The organism is Longimicrobium sp. (assembly GCA_036389795.1).
Classification (GTDB): Bacteria; Gemmatimonadota; Gemmatimonadetes; order Longimicrobiales; family Longimicrobiaceae; genus Longimicrobium.
Genome location: DASVWD010000199.1, coordinates 1 through 15,195 on the forward strand (window position 1 = coordinate 1; position 15,195 = coordinate 15,195).

14 protein-coding genes are annotated in these 15,195 nt (G+C 71.5%); 7 read left to right on the plus strand and 7 right to left on the minus strand.

Features of this window, described 5'->3' with window-relative positions; translation table 11 throughout:
- The first annotated feature begins 418 nt into the window (after positions 1-418).
- Positions 419-1,297: an arginase family protein gene (locus tag VF746_23940; protein HEX8695485.1), complete on the plus strand. Its 879-nt coding sequence runs from the start codon at positions 419-421 to the stop codon at positions 1,295-1,297.
- Positions 1,298-2,170: 873 nt separating this feature from the next.
- On the opposite strand, the gene VF746_23945 is transcribed toward VF746_23940, so the two are convergent.
- The gene (locus VF746_23945; protein HEX8695486.1) at positions 2,171-3,040 is read right to left on the minus strand and encodes a lytic transglycosylase domain-containing protein; all 870 of its coding nucleotides are present in this window, start codon (positions 3,038-3,040) and stop codon (positions 2,171-2,173) included.
- Between the two features lie 446 nt (positions 3,041-3,486).
- Here VF746_23945 and VF746_23950 point away from each other — a divergent pair, with 446 nt between their 5' ends.
- Both VF746_23950 and VF746_23955 read left to right on the plus strand, forming a co-directional pair.
- Positions 3,487-4,002 carry a hypothetical protein gene (locus VF746_23950; protein ID HEX8695487.1) on the plus strand — a complete coding sequence of 172 codons (516 nt, stop codon included), beginning with the start codon at positions 3,487-3,489 and terminating at the stop codon, positions 4,000-4,002.
- A gap of 116 nt (positions 4,003-4,118) precedes the next feature.
- Positions 4,119-5,126 carry a hypothetical protein gene (locus VF746_23955; GenBank protein ID HEX8695488.1) on the plus strand — a complete coding sequence of 336 codons (1,008 nt, stop codon included), beginning with the start codon at positions 4,119-4,121 and terminating at the stop codon, positions 5,124-5,126.
- A gap of 4 nt (positions 5,127-5,130) precedes the next feature.
- Here VF746_23955 and VF746_23960 read toward each other — a convergent pair whose 3' ends face one another.
- The 5 genes from VF746_23960 to VF746_23980 form a co-directional block, all read right to left on the minus strand.
- On the minus strand, positions 5,131-5,613 hold the full coding sequence (locus VF746_23960) for a type II toxin-antitoxin system VapC family toxin (protein ID HEX8695489.1): 483 nt from the start codon (positions 5,611-5,613) through the stop codon (positions 5,131-5,133).
- Complete coding sequence (locus VF746_23965) at positions 5,610-5,756, minus strand: hypothetical protein (protein HEX8695490.1); 147 nt, start codon at positions 5,754-5,756, stop codon at positions 5,610-5,612. The genes VF746_23960 and VF746_23965 overlap by 4 nt, the downstream gene beginning before the upstream one ends.
- A 214-nt stretch (positions 5,757-5,970) precedes the next feature.
- Positions 5,971-6,141, minus strand: coding sequence for a hypothetical protein (locus VF746_23970; GenBank protein ID HEX8695491.1), 171 nt, complete (start codon positions 6,139-6,141; stop codon positions 5,971-5,973).
- 109 nt (positions 6,142-6,250) lie between these two features.
- Positions 6,251-7,120, minus strand: coding sequence for a metallophosphoesterase (locus VF746_23975; GenBank protein ID HEX8695492.1), 870 nt, complete (start codon positions 7,118-7,120; stop codon positions 6,251-6,253).
- Complete coding sequence (locus VF746_23980; protein ID HEX8695493.1) at positions 7,117-8,070, minus strand: hypothetical protein; 954 nt, start codon at positions 8,068-8,070, stop codon at positions 7,117-7,119. The genes VF746_23975 and VF746_23980 overlap by 4 nt, the downstream gene beginning before the upstream one ends.
- A 425-nt stretch (positions 8,071-8,495) precedes the next feature.
- On the opposite strand from VF746_23980, the gene VF746_23985 reads away from it, so the two are divergent.
- A complete protein-coding gene (locus VF746_23985) occupies positions 8,496-9,149 on the plus strand; it encodes a hypothetical protein (protein HEX8695494.1) in 654 nt (217 codons plus the stop codon).
- A gap of 131 nt (positions 9,150-9,280) precedes the next feature.
- Here VF746_23985 and VF746_23990 read toward each other — a convergent pair whose 3' ends face one another.
- Positions 9,281-10,078, minus strand: a complete 798-nt coding sequence (locus VF746_23990; protein ID HEX8695495.1) for a hypothetical protein — start codon at positions 10,076-10,078, stop codon at positions 9,281-9,283.
- A gap of 218 nt (positions 10,079-10,296) precedes the next feature.
- Between VF746_23990 and aspA the strand changes: the two genes are divergently transcribed.
- The 3 genes from aspA (at position 10,297) to VF746_24005 (ending at position 14,711) form a co-directional block, all read left to right on the plus strand.
- Positions 10,297-12,192 carry an aspartate ammonia-lyase gene (aspA, locus tag VF746_23995; protein HEX8695496.1) on the plus strand — a complete coding sequence of 632 codons (1,896 nt, stop codon included), beginning with the start codon at positions 10,297-10,299 and terminating at the stop codon, positions 12,190-12,192.
- A 133-nt stretch (positions 12,193-12,325) separates the two neighbouring features.
- The gene (gene pabB / locus VF746_24000; protein HEX8695497.1) at positions 12,326-14,107 is read left to right on the plus strand and encodes an aminodeoxychorismate synthase component I; all 1,782 of its coding nucleotides are present in this window, start codon (positions 12,326-12,328) and stop codon (positions 14,105-14,107) included.
- 28 nt (positions 14,108-14,135) lie between these two features.
- Entirely contained in the window at positions 14,136-14,711 is a 576-nt protein-coding gene (locus VF746_24005) for an alpha-ketoglutarate-dependent dioxygenase AlkB (protein HEX8695498.1), read from the plus strand.
- Positions 14,712-15,195: the final 484 nt, after the last annotated feature.

Below are 15,195 nucleotides of genomic sequence, written 5' to 3' on the forward strand. Positions count from 1 at the left end.
CGCAGGATGCACGCGTTGGCCCCCTCCGTACCTCGCTCTCCGTCGCTGGAGAGAATCGACGTCGGAGGCACTCTTCGCGTGTGAGGCGACCTCACTGACGTCTACGTGCAACAGGATAGGAGAAATCCTGCTGCGGTCAACCTCTGCAGAAAATCCATGTACAACAGATTTTCAGCGAATCCAACGTTTTAGGCTGAAAAAAGCTAGCACTGGCGCCAAGTTGGTTTCCTGCGTGTAGCTCCGACTGTCGAACGTCTGCTGTGTGAGTTTCATCTGTTGGGGTTTTCCTCTGCTACCTCTGCTTCCTCTGCGTGAGGCATTTCGGATCTGGTTCCGAACGGCTCGACTGCTCGCGGACGGCGCGAATCCCGCGTGCGGGGGTCAGACCGGAGAACGAGGCGAGGGAGGGGGAGGGACGATGGCGATCGACCTGATCCAGGTGCCGTACGACTCGGCGGTGCGCGGGGCGCGGATGGGGCGCGGGCCGCTCTGGCTGGCGGAGAACGGGGCGACGGAGCGCCTGCGCGCCGTCGACGGCGACGTGCGCGAGACGGTGGTGGAGGCGCGCCCCGACTTCCGCGCGGAGGTGGCCACGGCGTTCGAGCTGGCGCGCTCGGTCGCCCTGACCGTGCGGACGGCGCGCGGGCGGGGGAGCTTCCCGCTGGTGCTCTCGGGGAACTGCTTCGCCGCGCTGGGCATCCTGGCGGGGCTGGGGACGGGGGACACGGGCGTGGTCTGGCTCGACGCGCACGGCGACCTCAACACCCCCGAGACCACCGCCAGCGGCTTCCTGGACGGGATGGCGCTGGCCACGGTGATCGGCCGGTGCTGGAGGACGCTCGCCGCCTCGGTGGCGGACTTCGTCCCGGTGCCGGAGGAGCGGGTGGCGCTGGTGGGCGCGCGCGATCTGGACGAGGGCGAGACGCGGCTGCTGGAGCACTCGCGCATCCTGCTGGTGCGCGCCGACGAGGTGCGCGAGCGCGGGCCCGAGGGCGCCCTGGCGCGGCTGGAGGCGCTGGCGCGGCGCGTCTCGCGCGTCTACCTGCACCTGGACCTGGACGTGCTCGACCCCGCCGCGGGGCGCGCCAACGCCTTCGCCGTGGCCGGCGGCCTGTCGGCGGACGGGGTGCGCGAGGCCGTGAGCACGATCGCCGAACGGGTGCCGATCGCGGCGGCGGCCGTCACGGCGTACGACCCCGACCACGACGCGGACGGCCGGATGCTGGAGACCGCGCTGGGGCTGATGGAGCTGCTGGCCGAGGTCGGCGAGCGGCCGGCGGCGCTGGGGAGCATGTAGGCACGCCACTCGGGAACAAAGTTTTCTCCGCGCGCTCCGTCCGCCCCGCGACTGCTACGGCTCATACCATTTTCCCGAGCATCGTTCAGGATTCAAGCCGAAGAACCGCATGTCTTACGCAGAGGGAGCAGAGGAAGCAGAGAACACATCGCCGCCGCGGTTTTCCTCTGCTACCTCTGTTTCCTCTGCGTGAGACCATTTGTAGTGGAATCGAATCCAGAACAGAACATTTCTCTGCAAACTGGTATCACGGCAGCAGATCGCGCATCCGCCCCCGGGACGTTCCAGCTTCGCCCGGGGGCGGATATCGTTTCGCCACCGATTTGCAGGTGGATGTGCCCCCCCCCCGTTCCCGAGCCTCGGACGACACCCGCGCCGACGCCTCTCTGCCCTACCTTCGCGAGCCGGCGGCAGCCATGCCCCGGCTCGCTTCGTTTTCGGCGCTGCGCGGCGGGACGGTCGTGCGAGAGGCTTCCGCGCCCTGCGGCAGGCATGGGTGCCGCGCGGGGAGGCCCTCACCCGCCGCCTTGGAGCGGCAACCCTCTCCCAGGTTTGGGCCCCAGGTTTGGGAGAGGTGGACTCGACAGGGAATCGGTGTGCGGGGGCTGGTTTTCCGTGTAACCTGTTCCTGTCCCTGCAGTTGCGTGAGGGATGCGCGCCCGGAGGGCCGGGACTCCGCCGCGACACGGGGTTTCGTCGCGGCGGTGGCCCGGCGCGGTTGGGCACGGTCGTATCGTGCCCTACCGCGCGCGCAGCCCGGCCCGGAGCGCAGCGGAGGGACACGCCCAGGACCGCAGTGCGAAAGTGCTGAGTGCGAAAGTGACGGCGATTCAGTCACTTTCGCACTCTCGCACTCTCGCACTCTCGCACTTCCTACCGGTGCACGCCCTCGCCGGTGATCACCGCCTCGGCGTAGCCGTTGTCGGGGTCGCCGCCGCGCTTGAGCACGCGGTCCACCGTCCCCGGGCCGCGGTTGTACGCCAGCAGCGCCAGCCGCTCGTCGCCGTCGTACTTGTCGATCAGCTCGCGCAGGTACTTGAACCCGATGGTCAGGTTCGTCTTCGGGTCGCGCAGGTCCTGCACGGTGACGTCCTTCTTCAGCCAGCGCGCGGTGGACGGCATGAGCTGCGTGAGGCCGATGGCGCCCACGTGGCTGGTGGCGCTGGTCTTGAACTCGCTCTCGGTGCGCACCATCCCGAAGGCCACGTCGGGGTCGATGTCTTCCTGCAGCGCCAGGTCGTAGATGGTCTCGGCCAGCTCGCGGTCGAGGCCCAGGTCCTTGTAGCGCTCCATCTTCTCCTGGATCACCGTGTCGCGCGCCGAGGTCTTCTCCTCGGCGATCTCGGTGGTGGCCTGGCGCCAGGCGTTGCCCACCGCCTGGTCGCTCATGGGGAGCACCTGCGGCACGAAGTGGAGCTGCTGCTCGTGCGAGGGGTCCACGCGCATCGAGTGGTAGCGCGCCACCGCCAGCGGCGCCGCCGCCCCGGCGATGGAGAGGCCGATCAGCCCGTGCCGCACCGGGTTGCGCCGGATGCGGTCCAGCGGAGAGGACCCGCGCCGGCGCAGGCGGACGCCTTCGCTCACCCGGTGGTCGCCGGCGCCGTCGTAGGCGCGGCGGTAACGCGGGTGCGCGGAGGTGCCGGCGTGCTCGGGGAAGCGGCGCTGCGCGCGGCCCACGGGGTGGACGGGGGCGTGCGTGCCGCGTTCCCACGGGGGCGGGGGGCGTCTCCTGGCTGCGTGCATCGCGGTCCTCCTCGTCGGGTGCTAAGTCGCTCTATGGCAACAGGTTGCGGAAGCGAAACGGACCCCCTGCCAGCAGCACGTTGCATGCCACCGGGACGGATGTTTCACCCGCCGTTCGCGTGTTCCGACGCGGTTCCGCCATCCCCCGCCCGGCCCGTTCAGGCCGCTGATACTCATTATTCCCGGGATTACTTCCGGATTTCCCCCGGAAGGGCCTTCACGCGGAGTCAACGGAGACCCCGCAGATCTCCGTTGACTCCGTTGATTCCGTGGGAGACGTTCAGTTACGGATCTCGATCCCGAAACGGTCCTCCGCAATGGAATCAGTGCCTCTCGGCTTGCTCGCGCGGCGCGGCGCCCGCATCTTCCACTCTCCACGCAGCATCCGCCACGGAGTTCGCCATGCCGAAGCCGTCCGGCGCCCGCGCCGCCCGCCCGGGCCCGCCATGAAGCGCCTGCACCCGCTGCTCTTCCTGCTGCTGGTGATCGCGGGCGTCAAGCTGTCGGAGCAGGTGTACCGGTGGCTGGCGTACGGCGAGGAGCGCGTGGCGGTGAAGGGGATGCGCGAGCAGCTGGTGACGGCCGGCGCCGACATCGTGGTGCTGCGCGCCGCCTCGGACAGCATGCGCGCGGTGGTGCAGGCGCACGACGCGGGGCTGGAGCGGGAGCACCGCTCGCTGCAGCGCTACAACCTGCTGGCCCATGACGGCACGCTGCCGCCCGACCTGTACGCGCGCTACAAGCGCGACCTGGCCCGCTACAACCTGCACGTGACCGAGCGCAACGCGAGGCTGCGCGACTGGCAGGAGGTCCAGGCGCGCTACAACGGGGCGGCCGACCGCTACAACCTGCTGGCCGACAGCATCCGCCAGCTCGCCACGCGCATGGGCGAGCCGTACTACGCGGTCCCCACCCCCGCCGAGGCGGCCATCGAGCGCGGCGTGCTCAAGCCGATGCCCTGACGCCGGTCCACGGATGCGAACCGACCCCCTCGCGGACGCCGGCGAGGGGGTTTTTCTTGATGCGGAGCGGGGATTCCCATCGTCCGCGGAACGCTCCTTGAATCGGGACGGCCCCCATGGCGACACAGGCCGGCGAAGTACGGTGGTGGCGGCGGGTGGGGACACCCGAGGAAGGGTTCGGCTACCTGCGGGCGGACGGCAGGCCGCTGCGCAGCCCGGCCGCGCTCGCCCGCATCCGCAGGCTGGTGATCCCCCCCGCCTGGACCGACGTCCGCATCTCCCCCGACCCGCAGTCGAAGGTCCAGGTCACCGGCAAGGACGCGGCGGGGCGCAAGCAGTACCGCTACCACCCCGACTTCGTGCGGCGCGGCGCGCGGCGCAAGTACCGCAAGCTGCTGCACTACGCCCGCGACCTGCCGCGCCTGCGCGAGACGACGGAGGAGCACCTCAAGCAGCCGGGGCTGGGGCGCCGGAAGGTGCTGGCGACGGTCGTCCGCCTCATCCAGCGCGGCTTCTTCCGCATCGGGAGCGAGAAGTACGCGGTGCGCAACAAGACGTTCGGGCTGGCGACGCTGCGCAAGAAGCACCTGCGCATCCAGGGCGACGACCTCTTCTTCCGCTACGTGGGGAAGAAGTCGATCGACGCCCGGCACGTGGTGGCCGACACCCCGCTGGTGGAGGTGATCCGCGAGATCATGAAGCTCCCCGGGCCGCGGCTCTTCAAGTACGTGGACGAGGAGGGGAAGGTGCGCAACGTGACCGCGGCGGACGTGAACGGCTACCTGCGGGAGGTGCTGGGGGAGCACTACACCTCGAAGGACATCCGCACCTGGGGGGGCACGGTGCGCGCGGCCACCATCCTGGCGGACCTGGGGCCGGCGCAGTCGGAGAAGGAGGCGAAGAGGAACGTGGTGCTGGCCTGCAAGCTGGTCTCCAGCGAGTTGGGGAACACCCCGGCGGTCTGCCGCTCGGCGTACATCCACCCGGCCGTGTTCGAGGGCTACCTGGAGGGGAAGACGATCGCCCCGCTCATGCGCGAGGCCCCCCGCCCCGACGGCGGCGCCGCGGCCCGCTACTACCCCGAGGAGGCCGCCCTCATGCGCTTCCTGGAGAAGTGGGGATGAGGCGCTAGACGTTCGGGTCGATCACCTCCAGCCCCTCGGCCTCGGCGGCGGCGTTCTGCTGCTTGTCCGCGCCGACGAAGTAGAACTCCGTCCCCCACGGGAGCAAGGCCTGGAACTCCATCGCGGCCGCGAGGTGGACCGCATCCGCTCCCTTGAGTCGGTGTTTCCAGACCAACGCTGCGGCGGCCAACATGACCTGCGAAGATTCACCGACGATGAGCACGCCGCCGCTATGGAGGTCGTTCGCGAGGGCGAGCGGGAGTGTTTTGCGCTCAAGACTCCCGATCCCGCGCTTCGACGCATCCGGGCCATCCGCGATCTGGCGCAAGGCGGAGGCGGCTTCCGGATGCGCGAGGTCGCAGATGTAAACCTGTGTCGATGAGGGGGATGATCTGGCGCTTCGCACCATGTCCCTGACTCGTTTCGATCCGGGCTCTATCAAGTACAGCTTTGCGACCGCGGAGGAGTCCAGAAAGTAGCTCCTCACGGTTCCTTGCCGCGATTTCTGATCACGATGTCACTGGCGGATTCGCCGACGTCGATCGGCTCCCAGTCGCTCCACTTGGCCCCGGGGGTGGGGAGGTGGATGGTGAAGCCCCGCGCCGCCGCCCTCCGCTTCAGCTCCAGCAAATCCGCCGGAAGCTCGGATTCCGGTTCCGCCGCCGGAGCGGGCTCAATTCTCTTCCGTGCCGGTTCCATGGCTGTTCTGAGTGTGAGAGAGATGAATCCCGATTCATCCCGCGACCGGTCAGATGCTTCGCCCCATTTCGATACGAGGCCATGGCTGAAGGTGGAACCGCTCAGAGGCGGCCGCTACGGCGAAGCTCCACGACGAACCTGCTCATCACGTCGGCGTCGATCGGTAGCGGCTCCGGCTCGAGCCACGTCCCCCACCGCGCTTCGGAATCTGCACCTTCACGCCAGCCTCTTCGGCACAGCGCTTCAACTCGAGCAGATCGGGATCGTACTCCGCCTCGTCGAACTCTTCCTGCTTCTGCTTCCACGCGGGATTCATTGGGGACGACCGTTCGGAGTGATCGGTTTGCGCCTGCCGAAGGATAATGGGAAGCGCCGCCGCTCACAAGCGACGGCGCAAAAGAGGCCACGCAGGCGACGCCAGGCGCTCAGTCGCCGGCGGGGGTGGCGGCGCGGGCCTCCTCCTCCTCCTCCTCGGCGGCGTCCTCGGCGGGGAGCGGGATCTCGTAGACGAAGTACATCTCGCCCACGCCCTCGCTCTTCAGCAGCACGTGCGACACGTTGAAGACGGGGACCCCGCCCGGCGTGGCGCCGCGGAAGGTGCCGTGGTGGGCGTGGCCGTGGAAGACGACCGCGGGGCGGAAGCGGTCGATCGGCTCCACCAGGCGGTCGTTGCCCAGGAAGGGGAGGATCTGCTCGGGCTCGCCCCTCACCGTGTCCAGCACGGGCGAGTAGTGCATCAGCACCACGCGGATGGGGGTGGAGAGGCGGCGCAGCGCGAACTCCAGCCGCTGCACCTCCTCGAGCGTGGCGCCCACGAAGGCCTTGGTCTCGGCCTCGCCGAAGGCGGTGAGCGTGTAGCGGCCGAAGCCGCCCATGAACCCCTTCACCCCGGCGACGCCCACCCATTCGTTCAGCTCGTACGGCTCGCCGTCGAGCATGTGCACGCCGCGCTCGCGCAGGATGGCGAGCGCCTCGGCCACGTGCCCCGACTCGTGGTCGTGGTTGCCGAGCACGGCCAGCATGGGAACCTTCACGTCGGCCAGCTCGCCCACCACCACCTTCATCTCGGCCGGGGTGCCGCGCCGCGTGAGGTCGCCGGCCAGGAGCAGCGCGTCGGCCTCGTCGTTCACCTTCGCGAAGAGCTCGCGGTAGCGCCCGGCGTCCTCCTCGCCGCAGTGGAAGTCGCCCACGGCGGCCAGGCGCACCCGGCGGCTCCTGCGGTCGCCGCGGCGCCGGTCCGCCTGGCGGCGGTCGGAGATCGGCTCGCCCCGGGCCAGCGTCGTCCCGTCCGTCATCCCCCCGCTTCCTCCGGATTGGGCACCAGCTCCGACTCCTCCTCCTCGGCGAAGGAGGCCCGCTCCTGCCACACGTCGCTCTCCACCAGCGCCACGATGTCGGGGTGCTCCTCCATCTTGCGGATGTACTCCTCGCGCAGGTCGCGGAAGCCCCACTCGTTGACGTCGATGGCGAAGGAGAAGCGCGAGATGAGCGTGCCGCGCGTGTGGTCGTGCTCCGCGTCCTGGGCCGCGGGGAGGGCGGAGTCGCGCTCGGCGCGCTCGATCAGCTCGCGCAGCACCCAGCGCGGCACCTGGTCGCGGTAGCCGGGATAGACGTAGCGGAACATCTGCAGCTGCGACAGCAGCAGCGGCCAGTGCTCGCCGGTCTTGTCGATCAGCCGCCGCCAGTCGAACAGATGGCCCACGCACAGGATCAGGTGCGCGATGTCGGCCATGTCGTGGCGGTGCCGCTCGCTGATGAAGAGCCGGTGCCAGACGAGCTCCTCGGGCGGGGCCACGCGCACCTGGGTGGCGGCCAGGATGGCGGGGCTGCTGTGCCGGTACCAGTCCTCGTCGATGAGGGCCAGCCCGTTGCCCATCCCGTAGATGATGTCGACGAAGTACTTGCCGTCGAGCGCCTTGGAGAGCCAGTGCTTCTGCTCGAGGCGGGTGACGAAGCCGGCCTCGGCCAGCGCGCGCATGGCGGGGATCACCGACCTGGGAGCGCAGAAGACGTCCAGGTCCTTGGTCTGCCGGTAGATGCCGGTGTGCTCGTAGATGGCGTAGGCGCCGGCCACCACGTAGGGGACGCCGGCCCCGTTCAGCGCGCCCAGGGCGCGCTTGTAGATCTCGCGCTCTTCCTCGGGGATCCAGAACTCGCCGTGGGTGACGGACTTCCTCTCCTCCTTGGAGAGGTTCCGCATGCGGGGAAGCCGGAACGCCGCCGGCTCGGGGTCTGTCATCGCCATTGAACCGTCCTGTAAATCGTTGGGCGGGCGAAAAGCAAGGATCGGACCGGGGGACGAGAGTACGGAAGTACGGAGTACGGGGTACGGCGGCGCGGAGGCACGGAGCACCGTAGGGGCGAGGCCTGCCTGAGGCCTGCCTCGACCGTCCCCGCCCCGCGCGGATGCCGGCCGCGTCGCGCGGAACCCCGCCCCCGCAGCCCGAAGGGCTTCCCGTGGTTCCAGCGAGCGTCTTCAGGCGCTCGTCGATCGGTGCTCGTCCGATGGCGCTCGTCCCGATGGTGCTCGTCCGATGGCGCTCGCCGATCGGCGCTCGTCCCGATGGGGCGCTCGCGAAACGGCGCTCGCCTCCCTTGCCGCGCCGCCGCGCGCAGGCCACGTTTCGGCGTGGTCTCACGCGATCCGCTCCACCCCGATCCGCTCCTCCCATGCTGGACGACCTGAAGAAGCTGTTCTCGCGCTCGTGGGACTCGTTCCTCGAAGAGCTGGGCCGCCGCGAGCCCGAGGACGAGATCGCGACGCTGCTGGGGGCCATGCGCCGCGAGATGGTGGACACCCGCGCCGAGATCCCGCTGCTGGAGAAGAACCACCAGGCGGCCCTCGCCAGCCTGGCGCGCGAGAAGAAGGCGCTGGAAGACACGCTGCGCCGCGGCGCCATGGCCGAGAAGATCGGCGACGCCGAGACGGTGCGCGTGGCCAGCGAGTTCGCGGAGAAGCACCGCCGCCGCATCGCGGTGCTGGAGGAGAAGGCGCGCGCCGCCAAAGCCGAGTGGGACCTGCGCGTGGCCGAGAGCCGCGAGATGATGCAGAAGTACAAGGAGGCCGAGGCCAACCGCTTCGCCCTGGTGTCGGAGCTGCGCCGGCAGGGCACCCGCAGCCGCATCCGCTCGGCGCTGGGCGACTCGCCCGAGAACGACGAGTTCGCGCGCGCGGAGGAGAAGATCGAGGAGCAGGCGAGCTACGCCGACGCCATCGACGACCTGGACGCGGACCTCGGCGGCGCCCCTCCCCCGCCCCGCCCCCGCGCCGACGACGTGGAGGAGCGCCTGCGCGAGCTCAAGCGGCGGATGGGGATGGGATAGGGGACAGCGGACAGGGGACAGCCGTCCACTTCGAGCGAAGTCGCAGGCGTCCCCTGTCCCCTGCAGTCGAGAGGCCCCGCCTCCGGAGCCGGAGGCGGGGCCTTTCGCGTCCACCGCTCAGCGATACGCGCTCAGAACCAGTCGCGGCGGTGGCGGCCGTAGCCGCGGTCGTAGCCGCGCAGGTCGCCGGCGCCGTAGTACGGCTCGTCGCCCAGGCCCTGGTTCCAGCCGCGGTACGACTCGTCGTAGCGGCCGCGCCCCTGCCAGCCCGGGCGGCCCCCCTCGCCCCAGCCGCCGGCGCCGGAGTCGCGGTCCTCGAAGCCGCCGCGCATCACCCGGAACGGCGTGCGGCTCTGGCGGTCGCCGAAGGGGTCGCCGGTGTCGGTCTCCATCCGGTGCCGCTCGCGCTCCCAGTCGCGCTCGTCGCGGTCCCAGTCGCGGTCGCGCACCGGGTGGGCGCCGCCCACCATCCCGCGGCGCGCGGCGTAGTCGCGGTCGTAGCCGGCGCCCCAGGCGGGCCCGCGGCCCAGGTCCTCGTCGTAGCGGCCGTGGTTGCGGATGGTGCTCCAGGCCCCCTCGGTGCCGCGGTAGCCGTAGTTGCCCTCGTCGCCCAGGCTGCGGCGGTGGCGGTTGAGCTCCTCGCCGCCGCCCGCCGCGGGGTTCGGGTCGCGGGTGTGGCCGCCCGCCCAGCCGTAGCCGCGGTCGTACCCCCCGAACTCGCGCCCCGCGCCGCCGCCCCAGCGGCCGCGGGCGCCGTAGTCGCGGTCGTAGCCGCCCCGGTCGAAGGCGTCGCGCACCCCGTGCTCCAGGCGCTGGAAGCCGCGCCGCACGCCTCCCATGAACCCGCGGCCGCGCCCGCCGCCGTACTCCGGCGAGCCGCCCCAGCGGCCGTACTCGCGGTCGTAGTTGTTGCGGTCGAACAGACCCATCCTTCCCTCCTTGCGGTTGGCGTTCCCCGCCCCGTCTCCGGGGCCCTCCTCCATGTCGCGCAGGGGGCCACCCGGGGTCGCAATCTCCGTTCCAGCCCAGGCACTTGCGCGGCGGGCCGGCGCCCCGCCGAGGCTTGTCGCCGCCGGGCCGCTGCGCTACGTTGCGCCGCTTCCCGAACGCGCTTCCGGCGCGGTGTCCGGCCGCCTTTCCAGCGACGATGAACGCTTCCACCGCCACCCCCGCCGCCGCCGCCGACGTCCTGCGCGCCCACCCGCTCTGGGGCGCGCTCGACCTCGACGAGCTGGAGCACCTGGCCGGCCTGGCCGAGCTGCGCGGCTACCCCGCCGGCAGCTACGTCTTCCGCGAGAACACGCCGCGGCGGGTGTTCGGCATCCTGGTGCGCGGGCGGGTGGAGATCGTGAAGGGGCCGCAGGGGCGCCCCGAGGTGCTGCACGTGCTGGGCGCGGGCGAGTCGTTCGGCGAGGGGAGCCTGCTGGACGACTACCCGCACTCCACCTCGGGCTTCGTCACCGAGGAGGCCCAGGTGCTGGAGATCCCCCGGGCGGCGCTGGCCCGGCTGGCCGAGGAGCGGCCGCGCCTCTACGGGCGGCTGGCGATGAAGGCGGCGCAGGTGATCAGCTCGCGGCTCCGGCACGCGAACGCGCGGCTCACCGGGCGGGGGCTGGGCTACCTCTCGGGCGAGCTGCGCACCGAGCACGACCTGCTGGGCGAGCGGGTGCTCTCGGTGGACCTCTACTACGGGGTGCAGACGCTCAGGGCCACGGAGAACTTCCCGATCACCGGCATCCCCATCTCGCAGTACCCGCTGCTGGTGAACGCGCTGGCGGCGGTGAAGGAGGCGGCGGCGCTGGCCAACGCCGAGCTGGGGCTGCTGCAGGACGAGATCGCCGCCGCGATCGTGCGCGCCTGCCGCGAGATCCGCGACGGGAAGCTGCACGAGCACTTCGTGGTGGACGTGATCCAGGGCGGGGCGGGCACCTCCACCAACATGAACGCCAACGAGGTGATCGCCAACCGCGCCCTGGAGCTGCTGGGGCACCGCCGGGGCGACTACCGCTTCTGCCACCCCAACGACCACGTCAACCTCTCGCAGTCCACCAACGACGTCTACCCCACGGCGCTCAAGCTGGCGGCGCACTGGGCGCTGGACGAGCTGGTGCAGGCGCTGGGCGACCTGGCGGCGGCGTTCCGCGCCCGGGGGGCCGAGTTCGCCGGCGTGCTGAAGATGGGGCGCACGCAGCTGCAGGACGCGGTGCCGATGACGCTGGGGCAGGAGTTCACCGCCTTCGCGGTCACCATCGGCGAGGACATCGACCGGCTGCGCGAGGCGGCGGCGCTCATCCGCGAGATCAACATGGGCGCCACGGCCATCGGCACGGGGATCAACACCGACCCGCGCTACGCCTCGCTGGTGTGCGCCCGGCTGCGCGAGGTGACGGGGCTGGACCTCTCCACGGCGCCGGACCTGGTGGAGGCCACGTCCGACACGGGGGCGTTCGTGCAGCTCTCCGGGGTGCTGAAGCGCGTGGCGGTGAAGCTCTCCAAGATCTGCAACGACCTGCGGCTGCTGTCGTCGGGGCCGCGCGCGGGGCTGGGGGAGATCAACCTGCCGCCGATGCAGCCGGGCTCCAGCATCATGCCGGGGAAGGTGAACCCGGTGATCCCCGAGGTGGTGAACATGGTGTGCTTCCAGGTGGTGGGAAACGACCTGACCATCACCATGGCGGCCGAGGCGGGGCAGCTGCAGCTGAACGTCTTCGAGCCGGTGATCGGCTTCAACCTCTTCCAGTCGGTGGGGATGCTGGCGAGGGCGGCCGTGGTGCTGCGCGAGCGCTGCGTGGTGGGGATCACCGCCAACCAGGGCCGCCTGCGCGAGATGGTCTACCACTCCATCGGCCTGGTGACGGCGCTGGTCCCCTTCATCGGCTACGAGCGCTCGGCCGCCGTGGCCACCGAGGCGCTGGCGACGGGGCGCGGCGTCTACGAGCTGGTGTGCGAGAAGGGGTGGCTCTCGCGCGAGGCGCTGGACGAGATCCTCACCCCCGAGGCGATGACCCGCCCCCGCGCGATGCCGCACCCGGTGGAGGGCTGATCCCCGGTCCAGTAGAGAGATCGGTCGGTCGAGCCAGGCCGGCGGCGTCCCCTGGGGAAGGGCGAATGAATTCGCTGCAACGACCACACGAAGTCCGCCTGCGCGGACTCCCACCCTCCGTGCGGCGGCGGTGATGGCGCGCGCAGCGGACTCCGGCGCGGCCTCTCCCGCGCCCCTCGCGCGGTTCGACTCGCTCGACCCGCTGCGGGGGGCGCGCTCGTTCCGCTTCGGCGGGCTGCGCGGCGTGGTGCGGGCGGACTCGCTCGGCCAGGTGGTGCCGGCGATGCGCGCGGTCGAGGAGGCGGTCGCGGCGGGGCGGCACGCGGCGGGGTTCGTGGCCTACGAGGCGGCCCCGGCGTTCGATCCCGCGCTCGCCACCCGCCCCCCCGACCCGCGCCTGCCGCTCGCCTGGTTCGCCGTCTACGACCGGCGGGAGGAGGTCGACCCGGAGGAGGAAGAGCCCGCGCCGGGCGATTTCGAGCTCGGCGAATGGCGGGTGGAGACGGGGGAGGACGCCTACCGGGCGAACGTCGGGCGCATCCGCGAGCTGATCGCGGCGGGGGACACCTACCAGGTCAACTACACGGTGCGGATGCGCGCGCCGTTCGGCGGGAGCGACCTGGCGCTGTACGAGCGGCTCCGGCGGGCGCAGCGCTCGGCGTTCTGCGCATACCTGCGCTTCGACGAGACGGCGGTCGTCTCCGCGTCGCCCGAGCTGTTCTTCCGCTGGGAGGGCGGCGAGCTGGAGCTCAGGCCGATGAAGGGGACGCGGCCGCGCGGGCGCTGGCCGGCCGAGGACGCGGCGCTCGCGGCGGAGCTGGTGGCCTCGCCCAAGGAGCGCGCCGAGAACCTGATGATCGTGGACCTGCTGCGCAGCGACGCCGGGCGGGTCTCCGAGTTCGGCAGCGTGCGCGTGGAGCGGCTCTTCGAGGCGGAGCGCTACGAGACCGTCCACCAGCTCACCTCCACCATCCGCTCGCGCACCCGCCCCGGCGCCACGCTCGCGGACGTCTTCCGCGCGCTCTTCCCCTGCGGCTCGGTGACCGGCGCGCCCAAGGTGCGCACCAGCCAGATCATCGCCGAAGTGGAGGACGCGCCGCGCGGCGTCTACACCGGCGCCGTCGGCTTCGCGTCGCCGGGAGAGGCGGTGTTCAGCGTCGCCATCCGCACCGTGGTCGTCGACCTCGCGGCCGGCGTGGCGGAGCTGGGGGTCGGCAGCGGGATCACCTTCGACTCCGACGCGGCGGCCGAGTACCGCGAGTGCCTGGCGAAAGCCGCGTTCACCCGCCGCGCGCCCAACGACTTCCGCCTGCTGGAGACGCTGCTCTGGGAGCCGGGAGCCGGCTTCTTCCTGCTGGACGGCCACCTGGCGCGGCTGGCGGAGTCCGCCGCGTACTTCGGCTTCCGCTGCGACGTGGAGGAGGCGCGGCGGCGGCTGCACGCCTGCGCTTCCGCCGCGCCCGCGCTCCCGCACCGCGTGCGGCTGACGCTGGACCGCGCGGGCGCCGTCGAGGTGGCCTGCGAGCCGCTCGGGGCCCCGGACGAGCCGGTGCGCGTGGCCGTCGCGGGGGAGCCGGTGGACAGCCGCGAGCCGCTGCTCTACCACAAGACCACGCGCCGCGAGGTCTACGAGCGCGCCGCCGCCTCGCGCCCCGACTGCGGCGACGTGCTGCTGGTGAACGAGCGCGGCGAGCTGACCGAGTCCACCATCGCCAGCCTGGTGGTGGAGATGGACGGCGCGCGCTGGACGCCGCCGCTGCAGTCGGGGCTGCTGCCGGGCGTCTTCCGCGCCGAGCTGCTGCGCCGCGGCGAGGTCCGCGAGCGGGTGCTGCGTCCGGACGACCTGGCGCGCGCGTACGCCGTCTGGCTGGTCAACTCCGTCCGCCGCTGGCGCCGCGCCACGCTGATCGCATAGGCGCGACTATTGTAGGGAGCCGATCGCCATGGCCAGCCAGCTCGCCCTGTTCGGTGCGGAGGAGCCCCGCTTCCCCGAGGGCTTCCGGTACGAGCCCGAGGTCCTCACCCCGGCGGCGGAGGCCGCGCTGGTGGAACAGCTGCGGGCCCTGCCGCTTCGCGACTTCGAGTTCCACGGCCACACGGGCAAGCGCCGCGTGGTCTCGTTCGGGTGGCAGTACGACTTCGGCGCGCGGCGGCTGCAGAAGGCCGACGACATGCCGGCCTTCCTCCTCGCGCTCCGCGACACCGCGGCCGGTTTCGCGGGGATGCCCGCCGCCCGTCTCCAGCACGTCCTGGTGACCGAATACGGCCCGGGCGCCGGCATCGGGTGGCATCGCGACAAGGCGGTTTTCGGCGAGGTGGTCGGGCTCTCGCTCCTCTCCCCCTGCGTGTTCCGCCTTCGGCGCCGCGCGGACGAAGGATGGGAGCGGGTGAACCTCACCGCGGCCCCGCGCTCCGCGTACCTCCTGAGCGGGCCCGCACGGACCGAGTGGGAGCACAGCATCCCGCCGGTGGACGCACTGCGGTATTCGGTGACGTTCCGGAACCTGCGCGAGCGGTGAGCGGACGCGGCGCAGGTCGGGCGGTAGAGACTCCACCGAGCCGTGCTGGGCCGACGCGCCGGCCGTTCGATAGCGGAAGCGCCTTCAGCCGAGGTGCCTCTCCCGCGCCCCAGGAGCGCGCTTTTTGCGTCTTAGGATTATCGCTCACCTCCACGTCTCACTTCCACAGGAGCTCTGCCATGCGGAGGATCACATCCAGGTGGCGGCGGGTGGCGTTCGCGTGCGCACTGGCGGGGGCGCTGGGATTCGGTGCCACGCAGGCGATCGCCACGCCGCGTTACGAGGGGGATCAGCCGCGCGTGTGCGACCCGCGCTGCAAGCCGGACTGCGACGGGTTCGGCGGCGAGCTGAGGCACTGGGGCTGCCTCTGCTGCGGTTGAGGCGCACCCGGCTGCGCAGGCGTTGCCCAGCTCCCCCGCAACCGGAGCAGCAGTGCGACCCGCCTCTCGCGCGAGGCGGGTCGCATCGCCTATGCACGCACGGC